This is a genomic window from Halogeometricum pallidum JCM 14848, assembly GCF_000337095.1.
Taxonomy (GTDB): domain Archaea; phylum Halobacteriota; class Halobacteria; order Halobacteriales; family Haloferacaceae; genus Halogeometricum; species Halogeometricum pallidum.
Genome location: NZ_AOIV01000024.1, coordinates 1 through 15,744, shown reverse-complemented (window position 1 = coordinate 15,744; position 15,744 = coordinate 1). Strand labels below are relative to the sequence as shown.

The 15,744-nt window shown below is 67.1% G+C and carries 12 protein-coding genes and 1 pseudogene; 8 read left to right on the top strand and 5 right to left on the bottom strand.

Annotated features, from left to right (window positions below; all coding sequences use genetic code 11):
- Positions 1 to 9: 9 nt before the first annotated feature.
- Positions 10 to 1,092 (bottom strand): sulfite exporter TauE/SafE family protein, encoded by a 1,083-nt coding sequence (locus C474_RS10095; RefSeq protein ID WP_008386450.1) that lies wholly within the window; start codon positions 1,090 to 1,092, stop codon positions 10 to 12.
- Between the two features lie 498 nt (positions 1,093 to 1,590).
- Between C474_RS10095 and C474_RS10090 the strand changes: the two genes are divergently transcribed.
- Entirely contained in the window at positions 1,591 to 2,037 is a 447-nt protein-coding gene (locus C474_RS10090) for a DUF3426 domain-containing protein (protein ID WP_239640413.1), read from the top strand.
- Between the two features lie 97 nt (positions 2,038 to 2,134).
- On the opposite strand, the gene uvrB is transcribed toward C474_RS10090, so the two are convergent.
- Positions 2,135 to 4,201 carry an excinuclease ABC subunit UvrB gene (gene uvrB / locus C474_RS10085; RefSeq protein ID WP_008386448.1) on the bottom strand — a complete coding sequence of 689 codons (2,067 nt, stop codon included), beginning with the start codon at positions 4,199 to 4,201 and terminating at the stop codon, positions 2,135 to 2,137.
- Between the two features lie 147 nt (positions 4,202 to 4,348).
- On the opposite strand from uvrB, the gene C474_RS10080 reads away from it, so the two are divergent.
- Positions 4,349 to 4,594, top strand: coding sequence for a hypothetical protein (locus C474_RS10080; RefSeq protein WP_008386447.1), 246 nt, complete (start codon positions 4,349 to 4,351; stop codon positions 4,592 to 4,594).
- A gap of 90 nt (positions 4,595 to 4,684) precedes the next feature.
- Positions 4,685 to 4,954, top strand: a complete 270-nt coding sequence (locus tag C474_RS10075; RefSeq protein ID WP_008386446.1) for a DUF7553 family protein — start codon at positions 4,685 to 4,687, stop codon at positions 4,952 to 4,954.
- Between the two features lie 277 nt (positions 4,955 to 5,231).
- Here C474_RS10075 and C474_RS10070 read toward each other — a convergent pair whose 3' ends face one another.
- Positions 5,232 to 5,849, bottom strand: coding sequence for a hypothetical protein (locus C474_RS10070; protein ID WP_008386445.1), 618 nt, complete (start codon positions 5,847 to 5,849; stop codon positions 5,232 to 5,234).
- 94 nt (positions 5,850 to 5,943) lie between these two features.
- Between C474_RS10070 and C474_RS10065 the strand changes: the two genes are divergently transcribed.
- Together C474_RS10065 and C474_RS10060 are read left to right on the top strand one after the other, a co-directional pair.
- A complete protein-coding gene (locus C474_RS10065; protein ID WP_008386443.1) occupies positions 5,944 to 7,449 on the top strand; it encodes a stage II sporulation protein M in 1,506 nt (501 codons plus the stop codon).
- A 116-nt stretch (positions 7,450 to 7,565) separates the two neighbouring features.
- A complete protein-coding gene (locus C474_RS10060; protein WP_008386442.1) occupies positions 7,566 to 9,980 on the top strand; it encodes an MEDS domain-containing protein in 2,415 nt (804 codons plus the stop codon).
- A 182-nt stretch (positions 9,981 to 10,162) separates the two neighbouring features.
- Here C474_RS10060 and C474_RS10055 read toward each other — a convergent pair whose 3' ends face one another.
- Positions 10,163 to 11,023 (bottom strand): sulfurtransferase, encoded by an 861-nt coding sequence (locus tag C474_RS10055; RefSeq protein ID WP_008386441.1) that lies wholly within the window; start codon positions 11,021 to 11,023, stop codon positions 10,163 to 10,165.
- A gap of 242 nt (positions 11,024 to 11,265) precedes the next feature.
- Here C474_RS10055 and C474_RS10050 point away from each other — a divergent pair, with 242 nt between their 5' ends.
- Positions 11,266 to 12,147, top strand: coding sequence for a sulfurtransferase (locus C474_RS10050; protein WP_008386440.1), 882 nt, complete (start codon positions 11,266 to 11,268; stop codon positions 12,145 to 12,147).
- Between the two features lie 20 nt (positions 12,148 to 12,167).
- On the opposite strand, the gene C474_RS10045 is transcribed toward C474_RS10050, so the two are convergent.
- The gene (locus tag C474_RS10045; RefSeq protein ID WP_008386439.1) at positions 12,168 to 13,172 is read right to left on the bottom strand and encodes an AI-2E family transporter; all 1,005 of its coding nucleotides are present in this window, start codon (positions 13,170 to 13,172) and stop codon (positions 12,168 to 12,170) included.
- 169 nt (positions 13,173 to 13,341) lie between these two features.
- Between C474_RS10045 and C474_RS10040 the strand changes: the two are divergent.
- A pseudogene (locus C474_RS10040) lies at positions 13,342 to 14,579 on the top strand (thiamine ABC transporter substrate-binding protein).
- Positions 14,536 to 15,744: ABC transporter permease (locus C474_RS10035; protein WP_049916915.1), on the top strand; the 1,209-nt coding region annotated here is incomplete at its 3' end. The pseudogene C474_RS10040 and the gene C474_RS10035, both read left to right, overlap by 44 nt.

The window sequence follows — 15,744 nt, the reverse complement described above, 5'->3', positions numbered from 1 at the left end:
GAGAGCGCCTCAGAGGACGTTGCCCGCGGCCATGACGAACAGCGCGACCGAGATGATGGCGAAGAGGACGCCGACGAAGTTCTTGATGGTGTCCGTCTCCAGGGCGTTCGACACGTAGGGGGCGATCTGCCCGCCGAGAGTGGCGGCCGGGACGGTGAAGACCACCATGTTCCACGGCGTCGTCGCCAGACTGAGCGAGTGGCCGCCGACGAGTCCGCCGCCGAAGACGTGGACGAGGGAGGCGAGTATGGCGGTGAGGGCGACGACGATGTGGTTCGTGCCGATAGCGACGCGGACGGGCACCTTCGTGCCCAGTAGCGAGATGATGCCGAGTTCGCCGACGCCGAACCCGGCGAGACCCTGGAACAGACCGCCGATGCTGTAGTTGGCGAACCGACGGGTGTAGCCGCCGCGCGTGTAACTGTAGTCGTCGCCGTCGCGGTCGACGCGCGTCACGTTGCCGTCGGCGTCGGTGTCGACGCCGGCGGGGCCGAGTTTCTCCGCGTCGTTCGGCAGGTCCGGGTCGACGGGGCCGCCGTCGGCGACGGCCTCGTCGCTACTGCTCGACTCGTCGTGGCCGAGGTCCGCGCGGAACAGCAGATACGACGCCGCCAGCAGCGCCAGTCCGAGCAGCGAGTGGAACACCACTTCGGGGATGATGAACGACAGCAGAGCGCCCGCGATGACGAACGGGATGGCGCCGCCGACGAGCGTCAGCGCCAGTCGGCGGTCGACGAGGCCGTACTGGATGAACGCGATGGACGAACTCGACAGGCCGAACGCCTCGCTGATGAGACCGACCTTGACGATGGTCTCGGGTGCCAACGGGGCGGCGAACAGGGGGAAGATGAAGATGAGGAACGGCACGAACAGCGCCGACCCGCTGATTCCGACGGTGTTGACGATGGTGGCGCCGAGCAGGAACGCCGGGAACAGCCACCAGAACTCCAGCCAGTAGTCCACGCCGACGCTCCCCTGGGTGGGCGCGGCGAGGAGGACCGTGGTGACGAACACCACCGGCGCGAGGAGCACGAACACGTGTTGATACTTGAGGAACGTCTTCTGCAGGGGGTCCGAGGTGTCAGAACTCATCGTTAGGAGTCAGTGGTCGGTGCCGTCGGCGGCCGTCCGCGCCGAGGGGTGCCGGGAGTGGACAGTGTCGTCGCTGTTCGCCGGACTGCCGTCACCGTCGCTCATTCAGGAGAACCCTCCCGTCGGGAGTGGGACGCGGCGGTCGAGTTCGGCGCGGTCGTCGGCCGTGTCGCAGAGCATCGTGACCCGCCCGTAACGACGATTCGGTAAAAAGTCTTGATGTTCCAGCGGTCCTTAGAGACCTGGTACCAACCCCATATCCGAGCGCCGGCACCCGTTCGCTGTCAGGATTATTATCACATGATTGGCCACCGATTTTAACACTGTCAGGACATAATGTACTGGCACGGCGATAACATGTTCCGGAGAAACTTCGTTAAGGCGGCAGGTGCGACGATGGTCGGCGGTCTCCTGGCAGGATGTTCCGGTAATTCCGGCGGAGGTACCGAAACCGAGACCGGGACCGGAACCGGCACGGAGACCGAAACCGGTACCGAGATGGGAACCGGCACCGAGGGAGAGACTGCACAGGGAACCACCTCGTCTGGAGCTCTGGACCTCGAGGAGAACACGGGGAACATCCCGCAGGGTCTCGAGGTCACCGACACGCAACTGACGCGACTCGACGGTGACGGCGCCGGCGCGCGCCTGACCGGTACCGTCCGAAACACCGGTAGCCAGACCTACGAGCAGATCGAAGTGCAGGCGACGCTGCTCGACGACACGGACGACGTGCTGGGTGCGTGGTTCGACAACACCGAAGGCGAGGACATCCAGACGTTCGGTTCCGGCGACGAGTGGCAGTTCTCCATCGACTTCCCGAGCGCCGACCTCGGCAACGCCGCCGGCTACCGCATCGACATCGACAACAACATCGACAACGGCGTGTGGGACTGGGGCGGCAACAGCACCGGCACGGGCACCAGCACCAGCACCAGCACGTAACCGTATCACGTCGCGCGGTTCGACGACCGCAGCGGACGCTGCGGTTTTTTGGGCTTCACTGCCGAAGAGCGACGGATGGGCCGTCACCGCGACCGGATCAGAACTCGGGGTCCGCCTCGGGTTCGACGCCCTCGTCCGCCTCGAACGCGTCGAACTCCTCTCGTATCTTCCGCATCCGGTCGCGGATGTCGGCGGCGAGTTCGAACTCGAGGTTGTCCGCGGCCTCCTGCATCCGGTCTTCGAGGTAGTCGAGGCGTTCGCGCGCCTCCTCCTCGTTCGCGGGTTGCTCCGAAGAGGACCGCGAGGAGTCGGAGTCGCTGCCGGGGAGGTTCGTCTCGCCGACCTCTTTCTCGATGGTCGTCGGTTCGTGGCCGTGTTCCTCGTTGAAATCGGTCTGAATCTCGCGGCGTCGCTGCGTCTCCTCTATCGCCGAGGCCATCGAGTCGGTCGTCTCGTCGGCGTAGAGGACGACCTCGCCCTCGACGTTGCGGGCCGCCCGCCCCATCGTCTGGATGAGCGTCGTCTCCGAGCGGAGAAAGCCCTCCTGGTCGGCGTCGAGGATGGCGACGAGCGACACCTCGGGGATGTCCAACCCCTCGCGGAGGAGGTTGATGCCGACCAGCACGTCGATGTTGCCGAGTCGCAGGTCGCGGATGAGTTCGTGCCGTTCGAGCGTGTCCGTCTCGTCGTGCATGTACGCCACGTCGACGCCCGCCTCGTCGAGGTATTCGGTGAGGTCCTCGGCCATCCGCTTCGTGAGCGTCGTCACCAGCGTCCGCTCGTCGCGTTCGATCCGGTTCTGGATACGGTCCATCAGGTCGTCGACCTGTCCGGTCGCCGGCGACACCTCGACCTTCGGGTCGACGAGGTGGGTGGGACGGACGATCTGTTCGGCTATCTGCTCGGAGTGCTCGCGTTCGTAGTCGCCGGGCGTCGCCGAGACGTACAGCGTCTGGTCGGTCTTCTCCTCGAACTCCTCGAAGGTGAGCGGACGGTTGTCGTAGGCGGTGGGGAGGCGGAAGCCGTTCTCGACCAGCGAGTCCTTCCGCGCCTTGTCGCCCGCGAACTGCCCGCGGATTTGTGGTAAGGTCTGGTGGGACTCGTCGATGACGGTGAGGAAGTCGTCGGGGAAGTAATCGAGGAGGGTGTACGGCGCCTCGCCCGACTCGCGGTTCGACATGTGGACCGAGTAGTTCTCGATGCCCGAGCAGTAGCCCGTCTCCTGCAGCATCTCGATGTCGAACGTCGTCCGCTCCTCGATTCGCTGGGCGGCGACGAGGTCGCCCTGTCGCTCGAAGTACCGGACGCGCTCTTCCATCAACTCCTCTATCTCCGAGATGGCGGTCTCCAGTTGGTCCTCGGGGATGGAGTAGTGCTCCGCCGGGTGGACGATGACGGCGGGTTCGTCGGATTTGACTTCCCCCTTGAAGGGGTCGAGCTTCTGCATCCGGTCTATCTCGTCGCCCCAGAACTCGATTCGGACGGCGTAGCGGCCGTACATCGGGAACACCTCGACGGTGTCGCCGCGGACGCGGAACGTCCCCTGGTGGAAGTCCACGTCGTTGCGCTCGTAGTTCAGGTCGACCAGTCTGCGGAGCAGGTCGTCGCGGTCCATCCGGTCGTCGACCTCCAAACGGAGCGACATGTCCGTGTAGTTCGCCGGATCGCCGAGGCCGTAGATGGCCGAGACGGACGCGACGACGATGACGTCGTCGCGCGTGAGGAGCGACCGGGTGGCCGAGTGCCGCAGGCGGTCTATCTCCTCGTTGATGGACATGTCCTTGTCGATGTAGGTGTCCGTCTGCTCGACGTACGCCTCCGGTTGGTAGTAGTCGTAGTAGGAGACGAAGTACTCCACCGCGTTGTCGGGAAAGAGGTTTTTGAACTCCTCGTACAACTGCGCGGCGAGCGTCTTGTTGTGAGCGATGACCAACGTGGGCTTCTGTATCTCTTCGACGGTCCAGGAGACGGTGTTGGTCTTGCCCGACCCGGTGACGCCGAGGAGTGTCTGCTTCTCCATGCCCTCCCGGAACCCCCGGGCCAACTGCTCGATGGCCTCGGGTTGGTCACCGGCGGGGTCGAAGGGCGCGTCGACGCGGAACTGGCGGTCTGCTCCGGGACGGTCCGGCGTCAGTGCGCCGCCGGAGTCGGAGGAATCACTCATTGTCAGTATGTGGAGACGGAGGCACTTTAGCCGCGCGGTCGTTACACTCAAACTGCCGTGAACGTCGGTGAGAGGGGTTGCAGGGAGGAACACGGAAAAGTGTCTTGCCGATATAATTAATCAAATCCAGCCCTACGAATTTAATGCATGAGCCTGTTTGAATCATCGCAGTCGAACGCCGCATCGCAGCAGAACCAGCAGTCGAACCAAGCCCAGCTAGAGGAGGCAAAGGGGACGGACCTCTTCCTCTTCGCGTCGCTGGCGTCCATCGCGTTCTCGATGTACGAGTACTACGTCAAGGGCGACACCGAGCGAGCCCTCTTCGTCGGCCAGTGGCCCCAGACGATACTCGCGATGGCGCTGTACCTCCGTCAGCGTCGTCAGAACAACTGAACTGCGCTCCGACCGTCGGCCGCCGCGTTACCGACCGTTGACCGCCGTTCCACCGACCGCTTTTTTACCGCCGTCTCCGATTGTCCACGCATGTCGCAAGACGAACTCACGGCTGCGAGCGAGGAACTCCGGTCGGCCGCAGAGGCGGCCGACGGCGAGACGCAGGACCGACTCACCGAACAGGCCGAGGCGTTGGCCGAGTTGGCGATGTCGGACCGCGACCCCGACCACGGACGGTTGGACCGTCACATGAACATTCTCTCGGAGATAGCCCGCGAGACGTCCGGCGAGGTGAGCGAACGCACGCAGGCCGCCCGCGACCACGTGTTCGAGTACCGCAAGGGCGTCGAAGGTGTCTGAGACCGATTCCCAAACCCCTTCGTTTCGGGTGGAAAACGGTGACGGTTCTCGCGATCAAGTGTACGGAACCGAGTGACACGACCTCAGTAACGCGGTCGTCGGGAGAGGTCCGGGCGTTCAGAGCGGTGCAGTGGAAGCGGAGGCGGTGCGGAGAGTAGCGTGTAGTACCGCGAGGCGAGCGAAGTGAGCCTCGCGGCGATTCTTTGGTCCAGCTTTCTTCCGGGGGTTCGAGCAGACGGCTTCGCCGTCTGCTCGGACCCCCGAAAAGAAAGGTGGGTTAACAGACGTTCTTCGGCTTCACGCCCATCGATTCGAGCGTCTCGACGTAGTCGTCGTAGGCCGCCTCGACGACGGCGTCGGCCGCCTCACCCGCGGCGTCCCAGTCGTCGTCGCCCCCGCAGACGTCGTCCAAGAGGTCGAGCACCCGGTCGCGTTCGTCCTCGACGGCCGAGCGGAGCGTGCGGAACTCGTCGGCCGCCTTCGGGTCGGCGTCGCCGATGAAGAAGCCGACCATCTGTCCGACGTACTCGGAGACGACGAGGTACCGTCCCAGCAGAGCGCCGACGCGCCCCGGCGTCTCGTCCTCGAACGCGAGGCGGTCGTACAGGTCGGGGTCGTCCGCGGGTTCGTAGCCGTCGGGTTCGAGCGACTCGGCGTGTTCGCGCGTCTCCTCGGCGAGGTCCGCGAACACGGGCGCGGCGTCGCCGTGTTCGGCCATCGCCCAGTCGTCGAGGAGGTCCGCGACGGCGTGGTGGTCGGTCGCCGCGGCGGCGCGGACCGACTCGGCCTCCATCTCGCCGCCGGTCAACGCGTACAGCGCCTTCGAGGAACCGAGGCGGGAGAACGCCGTCTCGTGGTCGTCGCGGATGCGGTCTGCGAGGTCGTCTGCGTTCATGGGACGCGATAGGGTACCTCGCCGCTTGTAGCCATCGAACCGACGCGGCCGTCGAATCCCACAGCGTTATGACGACTCTCTGAGATGTACGCCCGTGAACGTCTCCACGGCTCTCCGCGCCGGCGGTCGGATGCTCTCGGAGTACTCCTCGTCGGTCCTGCCGGTGTACCTCCTCGCGACCGGTCTGTCGGGCGTCGCCCGCGTCCCGATGCTGCTCGCCGTCTTCGCCGCCTTCGCCCTCGTCTCGCTCGACGGCAGCCTCGGTCGAGTGCTCGAAATCGCCGGCGAGGTGGACGTCGGCGCGGTGGAAGACGGGTCGGTGAATCCCGACGCGATTCCCCCGGGACTCGGCGACGCCGTGATGAACCTCCTCTCCCCGGAGGTGCTGGCGCTGCTCGGTCTCGGTCTGCTGGGGTCGCTCCTCCTGTCGTTCGTCGTCTCGCCGGTGGCGAACGCCGCGAGCGTCCACGGCGTCTTCGGACTGCTCCGCGGCGACGACGGCGTCCGCGCGGCACTCCTCGGCGCCCGCGACGACTGGCTCAGCTTCCTCGGGATTCACCTGCTGCTCCTCGCCGCGCTGGCGGTGTCCGCCGTTCCGCTCGTCCTCCTCGGCCTGCTGGGCGTCGCACTGTCTCACGGTACCGGCGTCGCCGGCGTCCTCGGGGTGCTCGCCGGTGCCCTGCTGTCGGCTCTGCTGGCGCTGGCCGTCCTCCTGCTGTTCGCCTTCGCTGAGCAAGCCGTCGTCGTCGACGGTCTGGGGGCGGTCGCGGCGGTCCGTCGGAGCGCCGCGTTCCCGTTCCGTCGTCCCGCCGACTTCGTCGGGTACGTCGCCGTCGCCCTCGGGGCGCTCCTGCTGACGGGCGGCGTGGCGTTCGTCGCGTCGCTCGGGGGCGCGGCGCGGGTGAGTTCGCTCGTCGGCGCCGTCCTCGTCCCGCCGGTGCTCGACGGTTTCAAGACCGCGCTGTACGACGAGCGCGACCTGCCGCGGCGGGAGACGCCGCCGATAGGCGACCGGCTCCGAGACGCCTACGGCGGCGGCCTGCGGGCGCTGGGCGCGTTCGTCCGCGACCACCCGCTCGCGAACGTCGCCTCGGCCGTCTGTTTCGCCGGCGGCCTCGCGGGCGGGTGGGCCGCCACGTCGCCGTACGCCGTGGAGGTCCCGATAGAGGGGGAGATATCCGCGGTGTTCGGCGCGTTCCCGCTGGCGACGTTCGTCAACCTCGCGGTGAACAACTGGCTGGTCGCGGCGGACGCGGCGTACAGCGGCGTCGCCTTCGGCGTTCCCTCGGTCACGAGTCTCGCGTTCAACGGCCTCATCGTCGGCGCACTCGGCGGCGTGTTCGACTCCCAACTGTTCGTCGCCCTCGTCGTCCCGCACGGCGTCATCGAGGTACCGGCGCTCGTCCTCGGCGGCGGCATCGGTCTCTGGTTGGGCGGCGTCGGCCTCCGCGTCGCTCGCGGTCGGACGGGCGCCGACGGCCTCGCGGCGGCGATTCGCCACGCCTACCGCGTGCTCCTCGGTCTCGTTCCGCTGTTCGTCGTCGCCGCGTTCGTCGAGGCGTTCCTCACGCCGCAAATCGCGTCGATTATCGTCGGATAGTACCCGGTCTGGCGCCCGTGCGAGATGGTCGGCGCCGAACCGAGCGAGTGACCGCGTTCGATGAATTTCTTCGACAAGAGTTTTTGTGCTCGGGACGCTCTCCCACGACAAGGCGAATGACTACGCTGCAGGGGAGCGGAGACAGGGAGGAGGAAAGGACCCCCGAGCAGACTGACGAGAAGGCCGGAGGTAGTCGGACGATTCGAGGGCCGACGGGGCCGGAACCGGCCGGTCACGACCACGACGGCGGGCACCAAGCGCTCGTCTACGAGGACCGCGACGAGCAGTTCGACGCCGTCGCATCGTTCCTCCGCCGCGGTCTCGAACTGGGAGAGCAGTGCCTCTACGTCGCGGACGACGGCTCTCCGGACGCGATTCTCGCCGAACTGCGGGACCGGGGTATCGACGTCGACGCCGCACTCGACTCCGGCGCGCTGGCCGTGGTGGCGCCGCCGGAGTCGCGTCGCCCCGGCGGCGAGTTCGACCGAGAGGCGATGCTCGAATTCTGGCACGAAAGGCTCGCGGACGTGGCATCTGGCGGTTACGGAGAATTCCGGGCGACGGCGGAGATGACGCTGGCGCTCGACGGCGAGTCGGTTCCCGAGGGACTGGTCGAGTACGAGGCGATGCTCGACTCCCTCGCCGCTGACGACCAGTGCTCCCTCCTCTGTCAGTACGACCGGACGCGGTTCCCCGACGGCGTCATCGACGAGGTCATCGAGACGCATCCGCTGATCGCTCAGGGCGAGACGGTCTCGGAGAACATCTACTACACGCCGCCCGAGGAAGTGCTGGGTCCCGACCGACCGGGCGACAGAGTCGACAGGCGACTCCGGACGCTCCGCGAACAGGAGGAGTCAAGGGTGGCGCTTCGAGACCACGAACGCGATTTGCACGCCCTCTACGAGGTTGTCGCGGACGTCGACGGGACCTTCGAGGAGAAGCTCTTGGCCCTCATGGATCTGGGCTGTGAGCGCTTCGACATGGAGATGGGCGGCCTCGCGCGGGTCGACTCCGAGACCGACCGATTCGAGGTCGAAGTGACGAACGGCGACCACGAGGACCTGGTCCCGGGGAGCGAGTACCCGCTCTCGGAGACGTACTGTCGGGTGGCCGTCGCCGACGGCGGGACCCGTGCTATCACCGACACCGAGGAGTTCGAGGAGAACCTCTGTTACGAGCAGTTCGGCGTCCGGACGTATCTCGGAACGCACCTCGAGTTCGACGACGCCGACGACCGGACGTTCTGGTTCGTCAGCCGACGGCCGCGCGAGGAGATTTCGGCGGCCGACGAGGCGTTCCACCACCTGATGGGCCAGTGGGTCCGCTACGAACTCGAAAAGCAGCGTCGGACCGACCAGTTCGTCGCGTTGGACAACCTCAACCAGACCGCCCGCGACATCAACCGGGAACTGGCCGAGCAGTCTACTCGCGAGGAGGTCGAACAGGTGGTGTGCGACCGATTCACCGAGTCTGACTCGTACGCCTTCGCCTGGTTCGGCACCGTCGAAGGCAGCGACGTGGTACCGTCGACCGACGCGACCCACCCCGACGCCGAGGAGATACTGGAACTCGGAGCGGGCGGCCTCGCGGCCCGCGCCGCCCGCACGGGCGACACGCAGGTCCTGAGAGACACCGAGGTCGGACCCGACACGGAGCCGTGGCAGGAGCTGGCAAGGCGGGGGATCACCGGCGTGGCGTCGATTCCGGTCGCGTACGAGGACGAGCGGTACGGCGTGCTGACCGTCTACACCACCAGAGAACGCGCGTTCGACGAGAAGGAGCGAGAGATTCTCACGCAACTCGGCGAAATAGTGGGCCTCGCCATCGCGGTCATCGACCACGAACGGGAACTGACGCACGAACGCGAGCGATTGGAGTTCTTCAATCGACTGGTCCGCCACAACCTGCTGAACAGCCTCAACGTGGTCAGGGCTCGCGTCGAAATGCTCGAAGGCGCGGTCGACCCCGAGGCGGCGACCCACCTGGAGACGGTCGAGACGCGGACGGACGAGATGATAGACCTCGTCGGGAAGGTTCGGACGCTAATGAGAGCGGTCGACGAAACCGACGAGCGAGATCTGGAACCGACCGACCTCGGAACCGCGCTCGGCGCAGAGGTCGAACGAACCCGACGGGCGTTCGACTGCGCGGAGTTCGACGTCGGCAAGAGCGTCGCGGGGGCCGGTACGGTGCTGGCCGACGACCTGTTGACGGAGGCGTTCGAGAACCTCCTCGTCAACGCCGTCCAGCACAACGACAAGGAGACGCCCCGCGTCTGGGTCGACGTCGAGACGAGCGAGAGAGAGACGACGGTCCGCATCGCGGACAACGGTCCCGGCGTCGACGACGAGGTGAGAGCGCAGATGTTCGAGAAGGGCCGGAAGGGCCTCAAGAGCAACGGAACTGGGTTCGGACTCTATCTCACGCGGGAGATAATCGAGTCGTACGGCGGCGAGATTCGCGTCGAGGACCGCGACCCCGAGGGGACCGTGTTCTCGATATCGCTGCCGCGCGCGGAGTCGGCCTGACCGCACACCCGCCTCACCCCTCCGCGTCCGCGCGCCGTCCTCGCGAGCAGAAACGCTTCGGGAGTCGGGACTCCGGACGGAACGGTCGGAGAAAAATCGGAGTCAGGTCAAGTCGGTGCGCTCGGCCGCCGTCCGGGGGCGCGACCGAACGCCCGCGCGGCTAAGTGACGTTTGCTCGCCGTTCAGTTACCCTTCTCGATGGGCGCGCCGACGAGGTTACCCCATTCGGTCCACGAGCCGTCGTAGTTGACGACTTCGTCGTAGCCGAGCAGTTCGTGGAGCGCGAACCACGCGATAGAGGAGCGCTCGCCGATGCGGCAGTAGGCGACGGTGGTCTCGGAGCCGTCGATGCCCTGGTCGGCGTACAGATCGCGGAGTTCGTCGGCCGACTTGAACGTCCCGTCGTCGTTCACCGTCGCGGCCCAAGAGATGTTCTCCGCGCCGGGGATGTGGCCGCCGCGCTGGGCGGTCTCCTGCAGTCCCGGAGGCGCGAGAATCTCGCCGGAGAACTCCTCGGGCGAGCGGACGTCGACGAGCGGAAGCCCCTCGCCGATGGCGTGATCCACGTCGTCGCGGTACGCGCGGATGGACTCGTACGGCCCCTTGGCGGCGTAGTCGACGGCGTCGAAGTCGGGGGCGTCCTCGCTCAGCGGGTAGTCGTTGTCCAACCAGTAGTCGCGGCCGCCGTTCATCAGGCGCACGTCGTCGTGGCCGTAGTACTTGAACTGCCAGTAGGTGTACGCCGCGAACCAGTTGGAGTTGTCGCCGTACAGGACGACGGTGGAGTCCTCGGAGATGCCGTGGCTCCCGAGGAGGTCCTCGAAGTCCTCCTTGTCGAGGATGTCGCGAGTCGTCTGGTCCTGCAGTTGCGTCTCCCAGTTGAAGCCGATGGCGCCGGGCGCGTGGCCCTCGTCGTAGGCTTCCGTGTCCACATCCACTTCCACGAGTCGATACTCCGAGTCGTCGGATTGGAACTCGTCGAGGTGGTCTTCCACCCAGTCCGCCGAGACGAGCACGTCCTTCGCGTAGCCGTCGGATGTCATTACGTTCCCCCCTACGCACGCCTCCGGCTTAATTCTCGTATCTACGGCGCGTACTGCCCATCATCACATTACGAGGGCGATTTTGCCGGTATATTCGAGGTAACCGCGAGAGACAGTCCGCGGGAGAGGAACGTGGTCACTCGCCCCGACGAGCGTCGGCAACATCGTCCGCGTTCTCTGACGCCCGGCGAACGACACCCCGACCGGCCGGGTTGAAGGCGTCGCCGCGGCAACGTGGTCGCATGTACGAGCACATCGTCGTCTCCCCCGACTGGGTCGCCGCACGACTCGGCGCGGGCGGCGACGGGAGCGTCGGCGACGAAACGGCCGGTGAGGGGAACGCGGAGGACGCGAGCGAGGGAGCGGACGCGGAAACAGTTCGCCTCGTGGACGTGCGCGACGCCTGGGAGTTCGACGGCATCGGTCACCTCCCCGGCGCGGTCAGCGTGCCGTTCGACGAGTTCCGGTCCTCGGAGGGCGACGAGGGGATGCTCCCGGGCGAGGAGGCGTGGGAGTCGCTGCTGTCCGCCGTCGGAATCGGACCCGACGACCACCTCGTCGCCTACGACGACACCCACGGCGTGTTCGCCGCGCGCTTCCTCGTCACCGCGGAACTGTACGGCCACCCGACGGACCGACTCCACCTGCTCGACGGCGACTACAGCGCGTGGAACCGCGAGCGCGAAACGACGACGGAGGCGGCGGCGTACGGGGAGACGACGTACGAGGTGCGCGAACCCGAGCGCTCGCCGCTGGTCGGCTACGACGCCGTGCTGGACAGCCTGGACGACGGGGACACCGTCGTCGTCGACACCCGCGAGGACTGGGAGTACGAGGAGGGACACCTGCCGGGCGCGGTGAACCTCGATTGGCGCGAACTCGTCGACGACGAGACGCGCGGACTGAAATCCCCCGAGGAACTGGAGGCGGTGCTGGAGAGTGTCGGAGTGACGCCCGACGAGCGCGTGGTCCTCTACTGCAACACGGCGCGACGCATCAGCCACACGTACGTCGTCCTGCGGTCGCTTGGATACGAGGACGTGGCGTTCTACGAGGGGAGCCTCACCGAGTGGGAGGAGCGCGGCGGTCCGACGGAAACGGAAACGGAGACTGAGACGGCCTGACCGGGTGCGGTCGTCGGCGGTTACTCGCCGTCCTCGACGGACTCCGGGTGGAGTTCCGTCGACAGCAGCGACGCCGTCTCCACGAACAGGCCGACGACGAGGGGGCCGGCGACGACGCCGACGGCGCCGAGCGTGAGCGCACCGCCGAAGAAGCCGACGAAGTAGAGGCTGCCCGGAATGTCGGCCGTCTGACGGGCCAAGCGCGGACGGATGAGCACGTCCGGGAGCCACGCTACCACCGCTCCGCCGCCGCCGACGACGAGAATCGCCTGCGTCACCTCCCCGACGAGGAGGTGGTACGCCGCCAGTCCGGCGAGGAGGAAACTCGGACCGAGAATGGGGATGAACTGGAGGATGGCGGCGACAGTGGCGAGCGTGACGAACGGTTCGTACCCGAGGAGAAGAAACACCGGAAGCGCGAGGGCGAAGGTTCCGGCGGCCGTCGCCGCCTGGAGGACGTAGATGGCGAACAGCGTCTCGCGCACGCGTCGGTTCATCGCCCCAGCGACGCCCTGGTAGGAGGTGGGAACGAGCGCGAGAACGGCGCGGCGGGCGTCCTCGCCGTGGACGAGCAGCGAGTAGACGACGAAGACGAACAGCGTCACCTTGACGAGGAGGACGGGCGTCGCGACAGCCACGAAACCCGCCAGCGTCCGGAGGAAGCCGAGGACCACCGGAACCAGTTCTGCGAGCGTGACGCGGTAGACCATGCCGAACAGTTCGACGACGACTTCGTCGGGGAGGCTGCGGACGAGTGCGACGAGCGAGTCGTACCGGAGGTAGACGACGACGGCGAGGGGGAGGAGCACGAGCGACGCCGCGAGGAACGCGGCGGCAGTGGCGAGTCCGCTGGCGACGCGGAGCGACCGGCCGCGGTGCACCAACGCCTGCCGGAGGGGCCAGAGGACGTACGCGACGGTGACGGAGAAAAACACCGTCCCGAGCACCGAGCGGAGGAGGAACGCGGCGGCGACGCCGGCGACGATGAACAACCCGCCGAATACGTGCCGACGTTCGAGAGTCACGACTGCAGATACACGGGAACGTACAAAGTCGTTCCTCACTGAGAGTCAGGTACGCGGAATCGACGGGAGCGACCCGAACGGGAACGGGAGCGGGTACGAAAGCGCGACCGCGGCGGCCCGCGACCGTCGATGGCACGGATTAAGTAACACCAGGTGAAACTACCGGGTAATGAACCGACGAAGTTTCCTCGCGGCGGCGGGCGCGAGCGGCGTCGCTGCGCTCGCAGGGTGCGCCGGCGGCAACGGGACGGCGACGGACGGCGGCGGAGCGGAGACGGGGAGCGGAACCGGGTCGGCCGCCGCGGAGGGAACGACCACGGGCACCGCGGGTGGCGAGGTGCCGGAGTTGGTCATCGGCACGTACGGCGCGTTCGTCGACGCGCCGAGCACGAGTCCCGGGCCGTGGCTGAAACGGGCGTTCGAATCGGAGTTCGACGCAACGGTGCGGTACGAGACGCCCGACAGCGAGGTGAACTACTACATCGAACGCGCGATGCGGAACGTCGACATCCCGACGGACCTCTACGTCGGCCTCGACGTGAACATGCTCATCCGCATCGACGAGAACCTCGAGTCGGGCCTATTCCCCCCCGTCGACGGCCTCGACCGACGCGACACGGTGAAGGAGTCGCTGGAGTTCGACCCGCGGGGACGGGCCGTCCCGTACGACACAGGGTACATCTGCATCGTCTACGACGAGACGTTCGGCGACGGCGGGTTCGCCGCGCCGGAGACGTTCGACGGCCTCCTGCGCGAGCAGTATTCCGGAGACCTGCTGACGCAGAACCCGGTGTCGAGTGCGACGGGGAAGGCGTTCTTACTCCACACTATCAAGGCGAAGGGCGAGGACGGCTACCTCGATTACTGGGGGAACCTGCAGGAGAACGGCGTGCGCGTCCTCGAGGACTGGACCNCCACACTATCAAGGCGAAGGGCGAGGACGGCTACCTCGATTACTGGGGGAACCTGCAGGAGAACGGCGTGCGCGTCCTCGAGGACTGGACCACCTCCTACACCGCCTATTCGAACGGCGAGGCGCCGATGGTCGTCTCTTACTCCACCGACCAGGTGTACGCCCACGAGGAGGGTGAGGACCTGGCGAAGCACCGGTTGCGCTTCCCGAACGGGCAGGGCTACGCCAACCCCGAGGGGATGGCGATGTTCGAGGGAACCGACCGACCCGAACTCGCTCGCACGTTCATGGACTTCGTGCTCAGACCCGAGGTGCAGGCCGAGATAGCCGTCCGCAACGTCCAGTACCCCGCGACGACGACGGCGGAGTTGCCCGAGTCGTTCGCGCAGTACGCGAAGGAACCGCCGGAGGCGGTCACCTTCACGTACGACGCCCTGCAAGCGAACCTGAATGAGTGGACCAGCGCGTGGGAGCGACAGTTCGTCGGGAACTAGCGTGCGCCGCGTCGCCGCCCTCCTCCGGTGGGGCGAACGCCGCGCGCTGACCGCCGTCGCCGCCCTCACCGCCGTCGTTCTCGGTCTCCTCTTTTACTACCCCGTCGGCACCGTCTTCGTCGACGCCGTCTCCGTCGGCGGCGAGTGGACGGCGGCACCGATTCTCGACGTGCTCACCTCGCCGTTCTACCGGGACATCTTCCGGTTTACGGCGTACCAGGCGCTCCTCTCCACCGTCGCCTCCGTCGCCCTCGGCCTCCCCGGCGCGTGGGTGCTCGCGCGCTTCGAGTTCCCAGGGCGGGAGACGCTCCGCTCGCTCACCATCCTGCCGTTCGTCATGCCCTCCATCATGGTCGCCATCGGCTTCGTCGCCACGTTCGGCCGGAACGGGACGCTGAACGGGCTGTTGGAGGCCCTCGGACTGCCCGAAGTGACGCTTCTGTACTCGCTGCCGGCGATACTCGTCGCACACGCGTTCTACAACGCGCCGCTGGTGACGCGGGTGACGACGGCGGCCTGGGAGAGCGTCGACGCCTCGGCGGTGGAGACGGCGCGAACGCTCGGCGCGTCGCCTCGGCGCGCCTTCCGCGACGTGGTGCTGCCGCAACTGCTCCCCGCGATAGCCGTCGGCGCGACGCTGACGTTCGTCTTCACGTTCGCGTCGTTCCCCATCGTCCTCGCCCTCGGCGGCTACCAGTTGGCGACCGTCGAGGTGTTCATCTACTCGCGCGTTCAGAACCTCGCGTTCGCGGAGGCGGCGTCGCTGGCGGTGGTCGAAACGGCCGTCTCGCTCGGTCTGACGTACGGCTACCTCCGGTACGAGGCGCGGACGGCGTCGAGCGGTCGGGGGGCGCGCCCGCGGCGTCGCCGTCCGCTGTGGCCCGCGTCGTGGGCGCGGCGCGCCGCCGCGACGCGACTCGCCGTGGCCGGCTACGGCGTCGTCGTCGCCCTCGTGTTCGTCGCCCCCGTCGCGTCGATGCTCCTCGCCAGCGTCGCCGGTCCACAAGGCGAGTTCACGCTCGACCACTACCTGTTCCTGCTCGAACGCCAGCGGACCGGAACGAGCTATCAGGTCAGACCCCTCACGGCGGTGCGCAACTCGCTCGTCTTCGGCCTCGGGACGCTGGCGCTCGCGCTCCCGATGGGCTGTCTCTTATACACATCT

Excerpts from the sequence above, each read along its gene's own strand:
- C474_RS10095 (WP_008386450.1), bottom strand. The coding sequence starts at position 1,092 with ATGAGTTCTGACACCTCGGACCCCCTGCAGAAGACGTTCCTCAAGTAT.
- C474_RS10090 (WP_239640413.1), top strand. The coding sequence starts at position 1,591 with ATGGGAACCGGCACCGAGGGAGAGACTGCACAGGGAACCACCTCGTCT.
- uvrB (WP_008386448.1), bottom strand. The coding sequence starts at position 4,201 with ATGAGTGATTCCTCCGACTCCGGCGGCGCACTGACGCCGGACCGTCCC.
- C474_RS10080 (WP_008386447.1), top strand. The coding sequence starts at position 4,349 with ATGAGCCTGTTTGAATCATCGCAGTCGAACGCCGCATCGCAGCAGAAC.
- C474_RS10075 (WP_008386446.1), top strand. The coding sequence starts at position 4,685 with ATGTCGCAAGACGAACTCACGGCTGCGAGCGAGGAACTCCGGTCGGCC.
- C474_RS10070 (WP_008386445.1), bottom strand. The coding sequence starts at position 5,849 with ATGAACGCAGACGACCTCGCAGACCGCATCCGCGACGACCACGAGACG.
- C474_RS10060 (WP_008386442.1), top strand. The coding sequence starts at position 7,566 with ATGACTACGCTGCAGGGGAGCGGAGACAGGGAGGAGGAAAGGACCCCC.
- C474_RS10055 (WP_008386441.1), bottom strand. The coding sequence starts at position 11,023 with ATGACATCCGACGGCTACGCGAAGGACGTGCTCGTCTCGGCGGACTGG.
- C474_RS10050 (WP_008386440.1), top strand. The coding sequence starts at position 11,266 with ATGTACGAGCACATCGTCGTCTCCCCCGACTGGGTCGCCGCACGACTC.